11 protein-coding genes are annotated in these 13,572 nt (G+C 40.7%); 4 read left to right on the top strand and 7 right to left on the bottom strand.

The window, feature by feature from the left end; genetic code table 11:
• Positions 1–189: 189 nt before the first annotated feature.
• From G6554_RS20930 to bacA, 4 genes are all read right to left on the bottom strand, one after another.
• The gene (locus G6554_RS20930; protein WP_166245468.1) at positions 190–1,362 is read right to left on the bottom strand and encodes a sulfite reductase subunit alpha; all 1,173 of its coding nucleotides are present in this window, start codon (positions 1,360–1,362) and stop codon (positions 190–192) included.
• 146 nt (positions 1,363–1,508) lie between these two features.
• On the bottom strand, positions 1,509–2,093 hold the full coding sequence (locus G6554_RS20925; protein ID WP_166245466.1) for a TetR family transcriptional regulator: 585 nt from the start codon (positions 2,091–2,093) through the stop codon (positions 1,509–1,511).
• 13 nt (positions 2,094–2,106) lie between these two features.
• Positions 2,107–2,964, bottom strand: coding sequence for an alpha/beta fold hydrolase (locus G6554_RS20920; protein WP_166245464.1), 858 nt, complete (start codon positions 2,962–2,964; stop codon positions 2,107–2,109).
• A 214-nt stretch (positions 2,965–3,178) separates the two neighbouring features.
• Positions 3,179–3,973, bottom strand: a complete 795-nt coding sequence (gene bacA / locus G6554_RS20915) for an undecaprenyl-diphosphate phosphatase (protein WP_166245463.1) — start codon at positions 3,971–3,973, stop codon at positions 3,179–3,181.
• A 310-nt stretch (positions 3,974–4,283) separates the two neighbouring features.
• On the opposite strand from bacA, the gene G6554_RS20910 reads away from it, so the two are divergent.
• A complete protein-coding gene (locus G6554_RS20910; RefSeq protein ID WP_166245461.1) occupies positions 4,284–6,932 on the top strand; it encodes a PBP1A family penicillin-binding protein in 2,649 nt (882 codons plus the stop codon).
• 90 nt (positions 6,933–7,022) lie between these two features.
• On the opposite strand, the gene ahpF is transcribed toward G6554_RS20910, so the two are convergent.
• From ahpF to G6554_RS20895, 3 genes are all read right to left on the bottom strand, one after another.
• Positions 7,023–8,552 carry an alkyl hydroperoxide reductase subunit F gene (gene ahpF / locus G6554_RS20905; RefSeq protein WP_166245459.1) on the bottom strand — a complete coding sequence of 510 codons (1,530 nt, stop codon included), beginning with the start codon at positions 8,550–8,552 and terminating at the stop codon, positions 7,023–7,025.
• A 13-nt stretch (positions 8,553–8,565) separates the two neighbouring features.
• Positions 8,566–9,129 (bottom strand): alkyl hydroperoxide reductase subunit C, encoded by a 564-nt coding sequence (ahpC, locus tag G6554_RS20900; protein ID WP_166245457.1) that lies wholly within the window; start codon positions 9,127–9,129, stop codon positions 8,566–8,568.
• A 250-nt stretch (positions 9,130–9,379) separates the two neighbouring features.
• Positions 9,380–9,925: a transcription repressor NadR gene (locus tag G6554_RS20895; RefSeq protein ID WP_166245455.1), complete on the bottom strand. Its 546-nt coding sequence runs from the start codon at positions 9,923–9,925 to the stop codon at positions 9,380–9,382.
• Between the two features lie 137 nt (positions 9,926–10,062).
• Between G6554_RS20895 and nadB the strand changes: the two genes are divergently transcribed.
• The 3 genes from nadB to nadA are packed head-to-tail and all read left to right on the top strand — an operon-like array spanning position 10,063 to position 13,415.
• Positions 10,063–11,640, top strand: coding sequence for an L-aspartate oxidase (gene nadB, locus G6554_RS20890; RefSeq protein WP_166245453.1), 1,578 nt, complete (start codon positions 10,063–10,065; stop codon positions 11,638–11,640).
• Positions 11,609–12,454 carry a carboxylating nicotinate-nucleotide diphosphorylase gene (gene nadC / locus G6554_RS20885; protein WP_166245451.1) on the top strand — a complete coding sequence of 282 codons (846 nt, stop codon included), beginning with the start codon at positions 11,609–11,611 and terminating at the stop codon, positions 12,452–12,454. Before nadB ends, nadC begins: the two co-directional genes overlap by 32 nt.
• Position 12,455: 1 nt before the next feature.
• Positions 12,456–13,415, top strand: coding sequence for a quinolinate synthase NadA (gene nadA, locus G6554_RS20880; RefSeq protein ID WP_166245449.1), 960 nt, complete (start codon positions 12,456–12,458; stop codon positions 13,413–13,415).
• Positions 13,416–13,572: the final 157 nt, after the last annotated feature.

The following is a 13,572-nucleotide window of genomic DNA, read 5'->3' as shown; positions in this document are numbered from 1 at the left end:
AATAGTATAAAATATTCTGGCTTTGCTTGTCATGTTTTATTAATCTAAATGGTAAAAAATATACCCATAATAATAATGAAAAAAATGAAAGCTTTCCTAATAAAGAAAGCAGAAAGAAACCCTCCGTCTAAATCTGGAACGAAGGGTTTCTTTCTGCTTTATGCAAATCTATATAAGCAACAGTTAAATTTAATACACATCACGTTGGTAACGGCCTTGCTTCTGCATATCTTTAAGACAAGCTTCAGCTGCTTCGCGGTCCATCTTACCTTCCTGTTCAATGATGGTAATAAGCGCATCGTTGACGTCTTTCGCCATATGTTCCTTATCCCCACAAACGTAGAAGATAGCTCCCTTTTCAATCCATGCAAATAACTCTTTGCTATGTTCGATCATTTTATGTTGGACATAAACCTTTTGATCCCCATCGCGGGAAAATGCCGTATCGAGTCTTGTTAATACCCCATCTTGCTGATATTGTTCCAGCTCACTTTGATAAAGAAAGTCCGATGCCGCATGCTGATCCCCAAAAAATAGCCATGACCGGCCGGTTGCTTTAGTACCTGCACGTTCCTGGATAAACGAACGGAATGGTGCAATACCCGTCCCTGGACCAACCATGATAATATCTGTATCTTGGGACTCAGGTAAATGGAAGTGTTTATTGGCTTGAACAAAGACTGGAAGCGTATCCCCTACCTGTAGACGCTCAGCACATAGAACAGAACAAACGCCTTTTCGGTCACGTCCATTCGCCGTGTAGCGTACAGCACCGATCGTTAGATGAACTTCATCTGGATTTGCTGTCAAGCTGCTTGCAATTGAATAGAGTCGCGGTGTCATTTTTCTTAATAAAGAAACGATTTCCTGTGCAGAAGCCTTCCATGGACCAAAGTCATGCAACATATCAAGCAAGTCACGTCCATAGCAATATTCCTTTAGTTGGGCTGCATTCTCAACTAGCACAAGGTTTTGCAGCACTTCGTTTTCTGTAAATGCGGCAGCTTGTTGTAAAATTTTCTTCGAGAGCAGTGTAATTTCAAAGTAAGAAGTCAATGCTTCCTTCAATGGCAATGTCTCACCTAGCTTACTAACAGTTACAACTACTTCCGCGTCCCAGCCCATTTCTTCCAGAAGTGAAGCAACAAGTTCTGGGTCATTTGCCGGAACAACGCCAAGTGCATCACCTGGGTTGTATGAAAGACCGGAATCTTTTAATGATAACTCGATATGCCTTGTTTCTTTGCTAGAGCCCGTTCCATTTAAATTACTATTTTTTAGAACCTTTGCTTGAAATGGATTAGTCCTTGAAAATGGTTTGTCACTTTTGGTGCTTTCAGGGTTTTCCAATGTAAGTTGCATGTCTCATAACCTCCAAAAGTAGTATATAACTAGAATACCACAGAGATGTGAAATCAGATGTGGAGTTTGACACACAATCGACAATTTTTTTTATCCTGCTTGTAAATCATCCATCGACAGGATTCAGGGTTGTGATACGGATTACTTTAAGTTTTAGAAATGACCCGTAACAGATATTCAGCCTTTGGAATTGTGTATCCTTCTCCTAGAACCATAACACCAGAAAGAACAGTTAGATAGGTAGAGATGAGTTCTTCTGTAGGTCCTTGGCTGATTTTGTCCATTTTTTGTCCTTCTTGAAACAAGGGTAGCAACAGCTTGACATAGACATCCATCGAGTGATCATTTATTATTTGTTTAGCTTGATCCGGTATACCTTCAGAATTTCGAGCTTGATGAAGCAACATAAAAAAAGGAGCTCCATTCTCGTCGAGAATTGAGTTTGTAAGAAGTTTTATTTTTTCTAATGGTGTGCCGGGGGTAAGAAGTAATTTCTCGATTTCAGCGACAGATGTATGCACAGCTTGTTGGATCAGCATCGTGAACAGCTCTTCCTTAGATGGAAAATAATGATAGAACAAGCCGTGACTTACACCTGCCTCCTTTGCTATCATGCTTATTTTGGTTCCTTTAATACCCCGCTTGGCGATGACTTTAATGGCAGCATGAATAAGTTGATTCTTTCGCTTATCTTGAAGTGCCTCTAACTGCTCCTCATTATACCGTGACACCAGTTTAACCTCCCTATCCTTGATAAAAAAACGAATGAAGATGGCCAACGGCTTCGTCGGAAAAATGGTCATTATCCAGCCCGAAATGATCTGTTTTAGGGATTGTGAGCACGTGACATTCTAGGATGGTTCTCCCAAGCTCTTGTGTTGTTTGCTTTACGAATGGAATACTTTTACCGCCTACCATCAAAAGTGTCTTCGCTTTTATGCTCCGGTAATGATTATAGGTCCCCGAAAGACGTTGTACTTCCCGATGTTCATTCAAATTTTCTGGCAACATGGATACTATTTTATCCCAATACTGTCCCCGAATCATCATTTTTAAAATGAATTTTACATACCATTTTGGCAAATTAGTTAATTGAGGTGTGTGTCCGATTCCTCTTACGAAATGAGCAAAAGCTTCTCGGTACTCGTTTTGTTTCATGGCCATTTCATAATTGGTCAGCCATTGCCAATGCTGTTGTTCAATAAATACACCAGGTTCATAGAGCGCCAATTTCTCGATGGTATCATCCTGACGAGCAGCTTCCAGTGCAACTAATCCACCGTAGCTATGCCCGATGATCATATTGGCACCTGTTGCAGCCCGTACAGCTTGAATATCTTCAATTTCTTTAACCATCCCGTAATTTTCCCCTTGCACACCACTTAATCCACGCCCTCTTCGATCCATGATATACACAGAAAAGTTTTGTGAAAGATGTTTTGCCAAACGGATATAATCTTTTGAATCACATAGAGCCCCATGGATAATGAGAATTCCCGGTCCCTTCCCCAAGTATCTGTAGCCGATTGTTGTCCTGTCTAGAGATTGAACGGTATCTTTTGCAAACGAACCTAAGTTTATCAATTTAGCTGAATTAGACATTATTATTCTCCTACTCAATTATTGATTGACCCATTCAGTCAATTTTAAATTACTTTATCATATTATTGATGTCAATATGATTTCGTGCCTGTCGTTTTCGTATTTTGCAGAATTCATTGTCATTTTTCATGAAGTGACAGATCTTTCAATAAAAAAACCTGGATCTTTGAGATCCAGGCTTAATTTACGATTAAATAAATCATTAATCGTGTTCTTAAAGTACGACAAATACGATGAATAGGGCAGCTAAGGCGATTCGGTAATAAGCAAAAATGGTTAAACCAATCTTGCCTAGTACTTTAAGGAACAGGACTGCTACAACCATTGCTACGATAAATGCCGTGATAAAGCCGATCGCGAACATTGGAATATCGCTTGTATGTAAAAAGTGCAAACTTTTCATTAGATCCAAGCCTGTTGCCCCCACCATTATAGGAAGTGCGACCAAAAAGGAAAATTCAGCTGCCGTTTTATGATCTGCCCCAACTAGTAATCCCCCGGATATGGTCGAGCCAGCACGAGAAAAACCAGGGATGACGGCTAAGCATTGAAAGAGTCCAATGGTAAAGGCTTGTTTATAGCTTAATTCATCAACTGTGTTAGAAGTAAAATTTCCATGTTTTTTTTCCGCAAAGATCATCAAAATGGCCCCAGCTACAAGACTGACTACCACAACATTAGGTGAAAAAAGTTGTTTTATGAAGTCATGCAGCACTAGTCCGACGATTGCAGCAGGTATGACCCCCAATATAATGTGTATAGCATCTAATCTCTTTTCTGGTTTTCCAATGGAACTGAAGTTCAGAAGGGACAGGTATCTCTTCCAAAATAATACTAAAACAGCCAGCATTGAACCAAGCTGTATAATTACTTCAAATGTACTCGCTTTTTCACCCTCAAACCCTAACAAGTTACCAACTAAAATCATGTGACCTGTGGATGATATTGGCAAAAATTCAGTTAATCCTTCTACGATTCCTAATATAAATGCTATGATATGGTTGCTCAAGTTTTTCCCAATCTCCTCATCGGATAATTATTTCACGTTCTGCAAACTAATTTACATAAGCATAGAAAAAAAGGGATGGTCCCTTTTATTATTCCCTCCTAAAAAAGGGTCTAAACGACTTTTCAGTGGAAATCATAGAATTATTATGGTTAAACTATTGAGTAAATAGCCAGCTCTGCTATAAACTCTAGTTGTATTCTATTTTAGTTTATCCAATAATAAAAGGAAGATTAAAATAGTAAAATTAAGAGTTTATAATAGTAGTATTTTTTAAGATTATTTGTTTACAAGGAAGGCAGGAGTAACTAGTATGGCTGATGATTATTCGTCCCGAACAGAACGAAAGAAAATACAAGAGAAGCAGCACCAACGAGCTTCAAGTCAGAATAAAAACAAGGATTCAAGAAAAATGTCTTGGAAAAAAATCCTCTATATTTGTCTTACAATCGGGCTTGTTATGTTCCTGGTTGGCGTAGGCGCTTTATTATGGATTGTCAAAGATGCGCCAAAGTTTGATGAGACTCTATTAAAAGATCCCTTATCATCCCAAATATTTGCTAGTGATGGGAAGACCATTATTGCCGAGGTTGGTACTGAAAAGAGAGATAATATTCAGATCAATCAAATCCCTGATGTCCTAAAAAATGCTGTTTTGGCCACAGAGGATGCCCGTTTTTACAAGCACCATGGAATAGATGTGAAACGGACACTTGTGGCCGTTTGGACGGATATCACGACCGGCTCTTCACAAGGCGGCAGTACGATTACACAGCAAATTGTGAAAAATGCCTTCTTGTCAACTGATAAAACGCCAACAAGAAAGATCCAAGAATGGTATTTGTCTATTCAATTTGAAAGAAAGTTTTCCAAGGATCAAATTCTTGAAATGTATTTTAATAAAAATTTGTATGGCAGTGATGTATACGGAGTCGCTAAAGCAGCTGAACGATTCTTCGGACTGGGCCCTGATGAGTTAGATAAATTAACGTTAGAACAAGCTGCCCTGCTGGCGGGAATTCCACAAAGCCCTAATAATTATATTCCTACTGTTGAAGGGAATCTGCAAGCGGCAGAAAAGCGAAGAAACTTGGTGCTTCAATATATGAACAGACATGGCTATCTTTCTAAAGCAAAAATGGAAAGCGCCCAACGAACACCGATCGAAGATACGTTAAATATTCAACAAAAGGCAGCAACTAAATACCAGGCCTTTGTGGATACGGTGATTACAGAGGTCCAAGCCAAAACAAAGGCCAATATTTTTGAAGATGGATTAAAGATCTATAGTACGATTAATCCTGAGATTCAACAGATCACAGAGAATGCCCTATCAACAAATGAGTATATCGACTATCCAGATAATCAGAAATTACAAACAGCTGTGGTTATTTTAGATACACAAACAGGTGCTATTAAAGCCATCGGCGGAGGGCGAAATTATCAAACGGGTGGATTTAACTATGCGACAGCAATTAAACGCCATCCGGGTTCAACGATTAAGCCTATTCTCGATTATAGACCAGCAATTGAAAAATTCAAATGGTCTACAGGACACATCCTAAAAGATGAACAGTATCAATATACAAATGGAACGCCAATTCGAAATGCGAATCGGAGCTACGCAGGAAATAAGACTATTAGAGAGCATTTGACCTGGTCACGAAATATCCCTGCTTTAAAGGCCTATCAAACGGTTGGCGCAGATTATGCGACAGAGTTTGCCAATAGTCTTGGTTTTCCTATTTCAGATAAGCAAAAAGCGAATGAAGCAAATGCCATTGGGGCTATTGACGCAGCATCTCCGCTGAATATGGCGGGGGCATATGCGGCATTTGGGAATGGTGGTTACTATAGTAAACCGTATACTGTTTCCAAAATAATCTATTCAGATGGAACAGAAAAGAAGTTAGCCTCAACTAAAAAGAAGGTAATGGCTGATTATACGGCTTTTCTCATCACAGATATGTTACGGACAGTTGTAGATTCGGGAACAGGTACAAAAGCGAATCTGCCCAAGCTTGACTTAGCCGGTAAAACGGGGACGACTAGCTTTGATCAAACGGCAATAGATAAATATGGGCTACCAGAAAGTGCGACACGGGATGCGTGGTTCGTAGGATATACACCACAATACACCGGTGCGGTTTGGACTGGCTATACGGAAACTAAATCTGCAGATGACTATTTAGGAAGCAAAAGTGCGGACTTCTCTAAGTTAGTGTTTAAGGAGATCATGTCACGAACAGCTACGAGCACGGAAAGATTTGAACAACCAAGTAGTGTGGGGAAATCAGGTAAGGAATACTACGTTAAAAATGGCGAAAAGCCACAACCGCCCAAGCCTAATAAGCCAACCGAAGTACAAGCAACATATGATGAAGCTTCAGATCGTATTCAACTATCATGGAAATACTCATCAAATAGTCAGTCAGAAACAACCTTTGAGGTTTCCTACACTGTAGATGGACAAACAATAAAATTGCCGGCTACGAGTGACTTACAGACTGTACTGGAAAGCCCTGTGAAAGGAAAGCCATATGTCTTTACCGTCACGGCTAATACAGAAGGTGTCAGGAGTGAGTCTGCCGCAGCCTCACTGACCGTTAATGAAACAGCAGAAGTACCAAAAAGTCCAAGCGACTTACATGCTCAATATGATCAAAATGCGAATCATATTTTGATTAATTGGAAAAACAATAACACCAAAATGGAAAATATCCAATTTATCGTTACCTATACGGTGAATGGTAGTAAAGAAACCTTAACGACCACGGCAGGAACAAGTGCAACGGTAAGTAATCCGCAACCAGGTCAAACGTATGTCATATCAGTAGTAGCCTCAAATGATATAGGTGCGAGTGGGCCAACCACTACCTCGGTTACTGTTCCTCCTACTGAAAATGGGAATAATGTAGAAAATGGATCTGAGTCAGGAGATATGAAACAAACACAGCCTTAATGAAGGATAAATCTTATGGAAGTAAAAAGGGGCTTCTCACATTATGTGGGAAGCCCCTTGCATTAGCGTTATAGACTCTTTGTTCGTTCGTTAATTTCTGATAAGATAATCGAATGCACCTAACGCAGCAGTAGCACCTGAACCCATTGAAATAATGATTTGCTTATAAGCGCTATCTGTACAGTCACCTGCAGCAAATACACCAGGAATGGTGGTAGCTCCATGCTTATCAACCACGATTTCACCCATTCTTGTGCGCTCAATCGTTTCGTCTAACCAATCGGTATTTGGAACAAGGCCGATTTGAACAAACACACCCTGTAATTCAATATGATGCTCTTCCTCTGTTCTACGATCCATATAGGTAATACCGTTTACTTTATCGGTTCCAGTAATTTCCTTTGTTTGAGCATTCTTGATGACTGTTACATTTGGAAGACTGTAAAGGCGCTCTTGCAGGACAGAATCAGCTTTCAGTTCTGGTGCAAATTCAATGACCGTTACATGCTTCACGATGCCGGCCAGGTCAATCGCTGCTTCAATACCGGAATTACCGCCTCCGATTACCGCCACGTGTTTTCCTGCAAATAGCGGACCGTCACAATGTGGGCAATAGGCGACACCTTTATTCTTAAACTCAGCTTCACCAGGGACATTGACATTACGCCAGCGGGCACCTGTTGAAAGGATAACGGTTTTGCTTTTTAATACAGCACCATTTTCCAGTTCTATTTCGATGAAATCCTTCTTTTCTAAGCGTTTGGCACGCTGTAAATTCATGACATCAACGTTGTATTCTTTGACATGTTCTTCAAGACTTGCTGCCAGCTTGGGACCTTCTGTTTGCTTTACACTAATAAAGTTCTCAATACCGAGAGTATCCATGATCTGACCGCCAAAGCGTTCAGCCACGATGCCTGTGCGAATGCCTTTACGTGCAGCATAGATGGCTGCACTAGCACCTGCTGGGCCACCGCCAACTACAAGTACATCAAATGGATCTTTATCTGCAAACTCTGAAGCATCTGGCGTGCTGCCAACTTTTGCGAGAATCTCTTCAAGTGACATCCGGCCGCTGCCAAATGCCTCCCCGTTAAGGAACACGGTTGGTACTGCCATGATGTTTTTGCTCTCTACTTCCTCTTTAAAGGCAGCCCCATCAATCATGGTATGTGAAATACCAGGGTTTAAAATACTCATCAAGTTTAGTGCTTGGACAACATCAGGACAGTTGTGACAGCTCAAACTGATGTAAGATTCAAAGTGATATTCGCCATTCATCCCTTTAATTTGGTCAATGACCTTTTGGTCAACCTTCGGAGCTCTGCCACTTACCTGCAAGAGAGCTAACACTAACGAAGTAAATTCATGACCAAGTGGAACGCCAGCAAATGTTACTCCAGTGTCTTCACCGATACGATTGACACTAAAGCTCGGTGTCTTCTGTAATTGTGCATGCTCAACTTTAATTCTGGATGACATGGTGGCTAATTCATCCACTAGTGCCACCATGTCACGAGAAACGTCATCAGAACCTGTGCTAATTTTGAGCAGCACATCGCCCTCCATCAGTTGAAGATATTGGGCTAATTGTGCTTTTATATCTGCATCTAGTATCATTTGATTGTGCTCCTTAAATTTTTCCTACAAGATCAAGGCTTGGCTTAAGTGTTGCTGCGCCTTCTTTCCATTTTGCCGGGCAAACTTCTCCAGGATTGTTACGTACATATTGTGCTGCTTTAATTTTGTTAATAAGTGTGCTTGCATCACGGCCGATGCCATCTGCATTAATTTCAACTGCTTGGATGATACCATCTGGATCAATGATGAATGTACCCCGATCAGCTTGACCTAGTTCTTCTACTAATACGTCGAAGTGACGGGAAAGAACATGTGCAGGATCACCGATCATCGTATACGTAATTTTACCAATTGCTTCTGATGAATCGTGCCATGCCTTATGTGTAAAATGAGAATCACGAGAAACTGAGAATACTTCAACGCCAAGTTGTTGTAGTGCTGGATACTGGTCTTGAAGATCTTCTAACTCAGTTGGGCAAACAAATGTGAAATCAGCTGGGTAGAAGCATACTACGCTCCACTGGCCTCTGAAGTCTGCGTCTGAAACCTCAAGAAATTCTCCATTTCTGTATGCTTGTGCTTTGAAGGGTTGTACTTCTTTTCCAATTAAAGACATAATAATAATTCCTCCTAAATGTGGTTATTGAGAATTATGGATTGCTAGTTGAGAACATTTCCTTGCATTAGTAGATCCATAATTGTTATCAATTTATAATTATTATTATATAGGGTTCATTATTATTGTCAACTAAAATACAATAATTATTTTAATTAAATATTAATTGTTAAATGGTTTTAAAATAGAAAGGGCGACAATTGATAAATGTCCTTCTTATCGTTGTATATCGATGAGGAAAATCTAGGGCTTATTCATCTGCCTCTAATAGGAATCCTGCCTTTTTTAGTGTATTTTCTACTTCTATTAAAGCAGTTTTACTTGTGGAAGATAGCGTGTGCAGATGAAGTCCAAATGTTAATTCAGATAAAAGGGATGCCTTTGTACGAGAGATTCTTTCCATGAATTGTTTGACGTCCTTTCGGTTTGACACCATAAGAGCAGCATTTAGATTCCCGTAAACCGGATGTTCTATTTGGACGTCTTTAACCGTTACGCCTTGATCCACTATCAAATGTAATTCACTTTCTACCTCATGGGGTAAATGGCGGCAGGCTATCGTCTTCTCAAATAGAGGAAGTGTACCTGTTTGCTTTAAATAAATATATCCTTGACTTGTAGCGATGATTGGTTCGTTCCTTGCTTTTAATAGGTTCATATCCCTGACAATAGCCTGTCTGCTCACTTCTGTTTTGGCAGCTAATTCACCCCCGGTAATGGGAGTAGTTGTATCCATTAAAATTTGTAAAATCCGCGACCTTCTTTCTTCTCCTATTAACTTTTTTTGCTCTGTCATGGGAACACTCCTAATCAATAACTCACTCAATTTCCATTAATTTTTTATCACAATTTTCGAATAAAAAATCTTGTTTTTAGTTTAAATCTATGTAAATATAGATGTCAAGACAGTTGTTAACTATGGAGGCTTACAACATGGAAAGGAATGACGTTCTTATTATTGGCAGTGGGGTTGCGGCTTTACAGCTGGCCACCTTACTTAACAGGGATAAAAATGTGAGGATTCTCACAAAGTCAAATATAAAGAATGCAAATTCTTATTTGGCGCAAGGTGGAATTGCTGCTGCTATTGGGATTGGGGATGATCCATCAAAGCATTACACGGATACCCTTAAGGCAGGGAGATTTCATAATAATGAGGAATCTGTTCGTGAAGTTTTGAATGAGGCTCCAACGCTAATTGGCAACTTTTCTGACCAAGGTACTATTTTTGACAAAGACCAAGATGGTCGGATTCTGCTTGGACTAGAAGGCGCTCATAGTGAAAATAGGATTGTACATTCCGGCGGCGATGCAACAGGAAAAAATATTATAGAATACTTGATTACTAACCTAACTGAAAATATAAAAGTGGAAGAAAACGTCTTTGCTTACGAGTTAATCATCGACCATGAGCAAAAACGATGTATTGGCGCAAAAGCTAAGAACCCCGATGGCACAATCCGTATTTTTCTCGGAGAGTATGTGATTCTTGCAACGGGCGGTTGTGGGCAGATGTATTCCTTTACTTCCAGTGCTCCAACTGTAACGGGAGATGGGATTGCGATGGCCTACCTGGCGGGAGCAGAAATTGCGGATATGGAATTTATTCAATTCCATCCAACACTTTTGTATAAAGATGGGGAAACAAAAGGCTTAATTTCCGAAGCGGTTCGAGGGGAAGGCGCCATTTTAGTTACAGAAGAGGGAACCCCTATCATGGAAGGCGTCCATCCGTTAAAGGATCTTGGCCCAAGACACATTGTGTCTCAGACCATATTTGACTATATCAAAAATGGCCATGAAGTATATCTGGATATTACACATATTAATGATTTTGAAAAGAGGTTCCCATCCATAACAGCGATTTGCCGGAAGAATGGAGTGGATATGTCGGAAGGGAGAATTCCGGTTGCTCCCGGCAGTCACTTTTTAATGGGAGGGGTCAAAGCGGACCTACATGGCCGTACCTCTATAAATGGTCTTTTTGCCATAGGGGAAGCCGCATGTACAGGCCTTCATGGCGCAAATCGCTTGGCTAGTAATTCTTTATTAGAAGGACTTTATCAAGGGGAAAAGTTATCGCAATGGATTAATGCACATTCGAAAAAAGGGCCTATTCTTCATTTCCCTAGATCTATTCCGATCATCCAAGAGAAAAGTATTTTCCTTCCAGATGTCAAGGTTTTAAAGGATAGGATGATGAAGAGAGTTGGAATTGTCCGTTCTAAAGAACTTTTAGAAGAACAGAATAATTGGCTGCTGCACTTACATGTAAATGATTTAGCGGAGTTTGACTCCTATTCCATTCAAGATATTGAAGCGATTTTTATGTACATTACGGCTTCTCTAATTACGACGGCAGCGTTATGCCGGACGGAAAGCCGCGGCGGCCATTATAGAAGTGATTTTCCAGATGAAGATGAGGGTTGGTTAAAAAGGGCGATCATTCAGAAACGTAAAGGGGAAGTGGTAATCAGACATGAACAAATTGAAACTGCGTTCGTTAATTGAGCAATTCTTTATCGAGGACATTGGAGATCAGGATATTACGACTGATTTGATTTTTTCAGACCATGCGAAGGGAAAAATCGTCTTTTTAGCAAAAGAAGATGGTGTTTTCTGCGGCGAAGAAATAATAAAGATGGGCTTCCATCTGTTGGATTCAGAAATGGACATCCAATTGTTGGTTAAGGATGGTGATAGATTCGAAGTTGGGCAGAGATTGGCAGTGGTTTCAGGGGGAATTTCTGCTCTATTAAAAGGTGAAAGAGTGGTCCTTAATCTGGTCCAGCGTATGAGCGGAATTGCCACCTTAACACGAAAAGCAGTCGAAACACTAAATAGCCCTTATACGAGGATTTGCGATACGAGAAAAACAACACCGGGACTTCGAATGCTGGAAAAATACGCTGTCAGCACGGGCGGTGGGTATAATCACCGCTATGGTCTTTATGATGGTGTCATGATCAAAGACAATCATATATCTTTTGCTGGATCAATCAAACGTGCGGTCGAGTTAATTCGTCAGAATACTGGCCATATGGTTAAAATTGAAGTGGAAACAGAGTCGAGAGAACAAGTCATTGAAGCGGTTGAAGCGGGTGCAGATGTAATTATGTTTGATAACCGCACACCAGATGAGATCAGGGAATTTATACAAGTAGTACCGGACCATATTATAACGGAAGCATCTGGTGGGATCCGATTAACAAATTTGGCAGACTATCGCGATACGGGTGTTCATTATATTTCTTTAGGCTTTTTAACGCATTCATACAAAGCACTTGATATTAGTGTCAAAGTCGTCCTTGGGGAGGAACAATAAAATGCCAGTTACTGAGATGAAAAGCAGCTTAGTGGAGGAAATTCAAGAATGGAAGAAAAAGCGCAATGCTATTCTGCTCGCGCACAATTATCAACTTCCAGAGATTCAGGATATTGCAGACGTATTGGGTGATTCCCTTGCGCTTGCACGTGCTGCGGTGACCACATCTGCAGACGTAATCGTGTTCTGTGGTGTTCACTTTATGGCAGAAACAGCTGCCATTTTGAATCCGGAGAAAACCGTGCTGCTCCCAGACCTCGAGGCAGGCTGCTCTTTAGCTGATTCAATCACAGTAGATCAGCTCCGCGAATGGAAAGCTGATCATCCTGGAGCGGTTGTCGTTGCTTATGTGAATACAACCGCTGAGGTGAAGGCGGAAAGCGATTATTGCTGTACCTCCTCCAACGCAGTGGAGATTGTCCGGTCGATTCCAGAGGACAAAGAAATCCTTTTCTTACCGGATATGTTCCTTGGTTCTTTCGTGAAGAATGAAACTGGCCGTGAGAACATGCATATTTGGCTGGGGGAATGTCATGTTCACGCAGGGATTGCAACACATCAGGTAGAGGATGTACTGACACAGCATCCAGAGGCCGAACTGCTTGTCCATCCCGAATGTGGCTGCTCCACTTCAAGCATGTACTTAATGTCTGAAGGGGTACTGCCAGCTGAAAAGACACATATTTTATCAACAGGTAACATGCTAAAACACTCTAAAGATTCGCACGCGGAGGAATTCATTGTTGCAACAGAGGTAGGAATTATCCATCAGATGGAAAAACAAAATCCAGAAAAGCGCTTTGTTGCCGCCAATCCGGAGGCTGTCTGTCCTTTTATGAAAATGATTACACTTGAAAAAGTTTTAGAGGCCCTAAAAGAAAACAAGCATGTCATTACAGTTTCTGCCGATACAGCCGAGCGAGCAAAGCTTGCTATTGAGCGGATGGTCTCCGTTGGTTAAGTTTGTTTATTAACGGAAACTGGGATTTGAAAAGTGCCTGTCGCCACCAGCATTTAGTCGAAATCATCGACACGATTCTGGTGGTGACAAGCCCTGTTTGTTTGAGTCAGAAAAAAAGCACTCGTAGCTATAGTGCATCGAATGCTTCGAATAAAAA

Source organism: Bacillus sp. MM2020_4 (assembly GCF_011250555.1).
Lineage (GTDB): Bacteria > Bacillota > Bacilli > Bacillales > Cytobacillaceae > Neobacillus.
This window is presented reverse-complemented; position numbering and strand designations above follow the sequence as displayed.

What these genes read in the sequence shown, in the direction of transcription:
- G6554_RS20930 (WP_166245468.1), bottom strand. Translation starts at nt 1,362, where the DNA reads ATGCAACTTACATTGGAAAACCCTGAAAGCACCAAAAGTGACAAACCA.
- G6554_RS20920 (WP_166245464.1), bottom strand. Translation starts at nt 2,964, where the DNA reads ATGTCTAATTCAGCTAAATTGATAAACTTAGGTTCGTTTGCAAAAGAT.
- G6554_RS20910 (WP_166245461.1), top strand. Translation starts at nt 4,284, where the DNA reads ATGGCTGATGATTATTCGTCCCGAACAGAACGAAAGAAAATACAAGAG.
- ahpF (WP_166245459.1), bottom strand. Translation starts at nt 8,552, where the DNA reads ATGATACTAGATGCAGATATAAAAGCACAATTAGCCCAATATCTTCAA.
- ahpC (WP_166245457.1), bottom strand. Translation starts at nt 9,129, where the DNA reads ATGTCTTTAATTGGAAAAGAAGTACAACCCTTCAAAGCACAAGCATAC.
- G6554_RS20895 (WP_166245455.1), bottom strand. Translation starts at nt 9,925, where the DNA reads ATGACAGAGCAAAAAAAGTTAATAGGAGAAGAAAGAAGGTCGCGGATT.
- nadB (WP_166245453.1), top strand. Translation starts at nt 10,063, where the DNA reads ATGGAAAGGAATGACGTTCTTATTATTGGCAGTGGGGTTGCGGCTTTA.
- nadC (WP_166245451.1), top strand. Translation starts at nt 11,609, where the DNA reads ATGAACAAATTGAAACTGCGTTCGTTAATTGAGCAATTCTTTATCGAG.
- nadA (WP_166245449.1), top strand. Translation starts at nt 12,456, where the DNA reads ATGCCAGTTACTGAGATGAAAAGCAGCTTAGTGGAGGAAATTCAAGAA.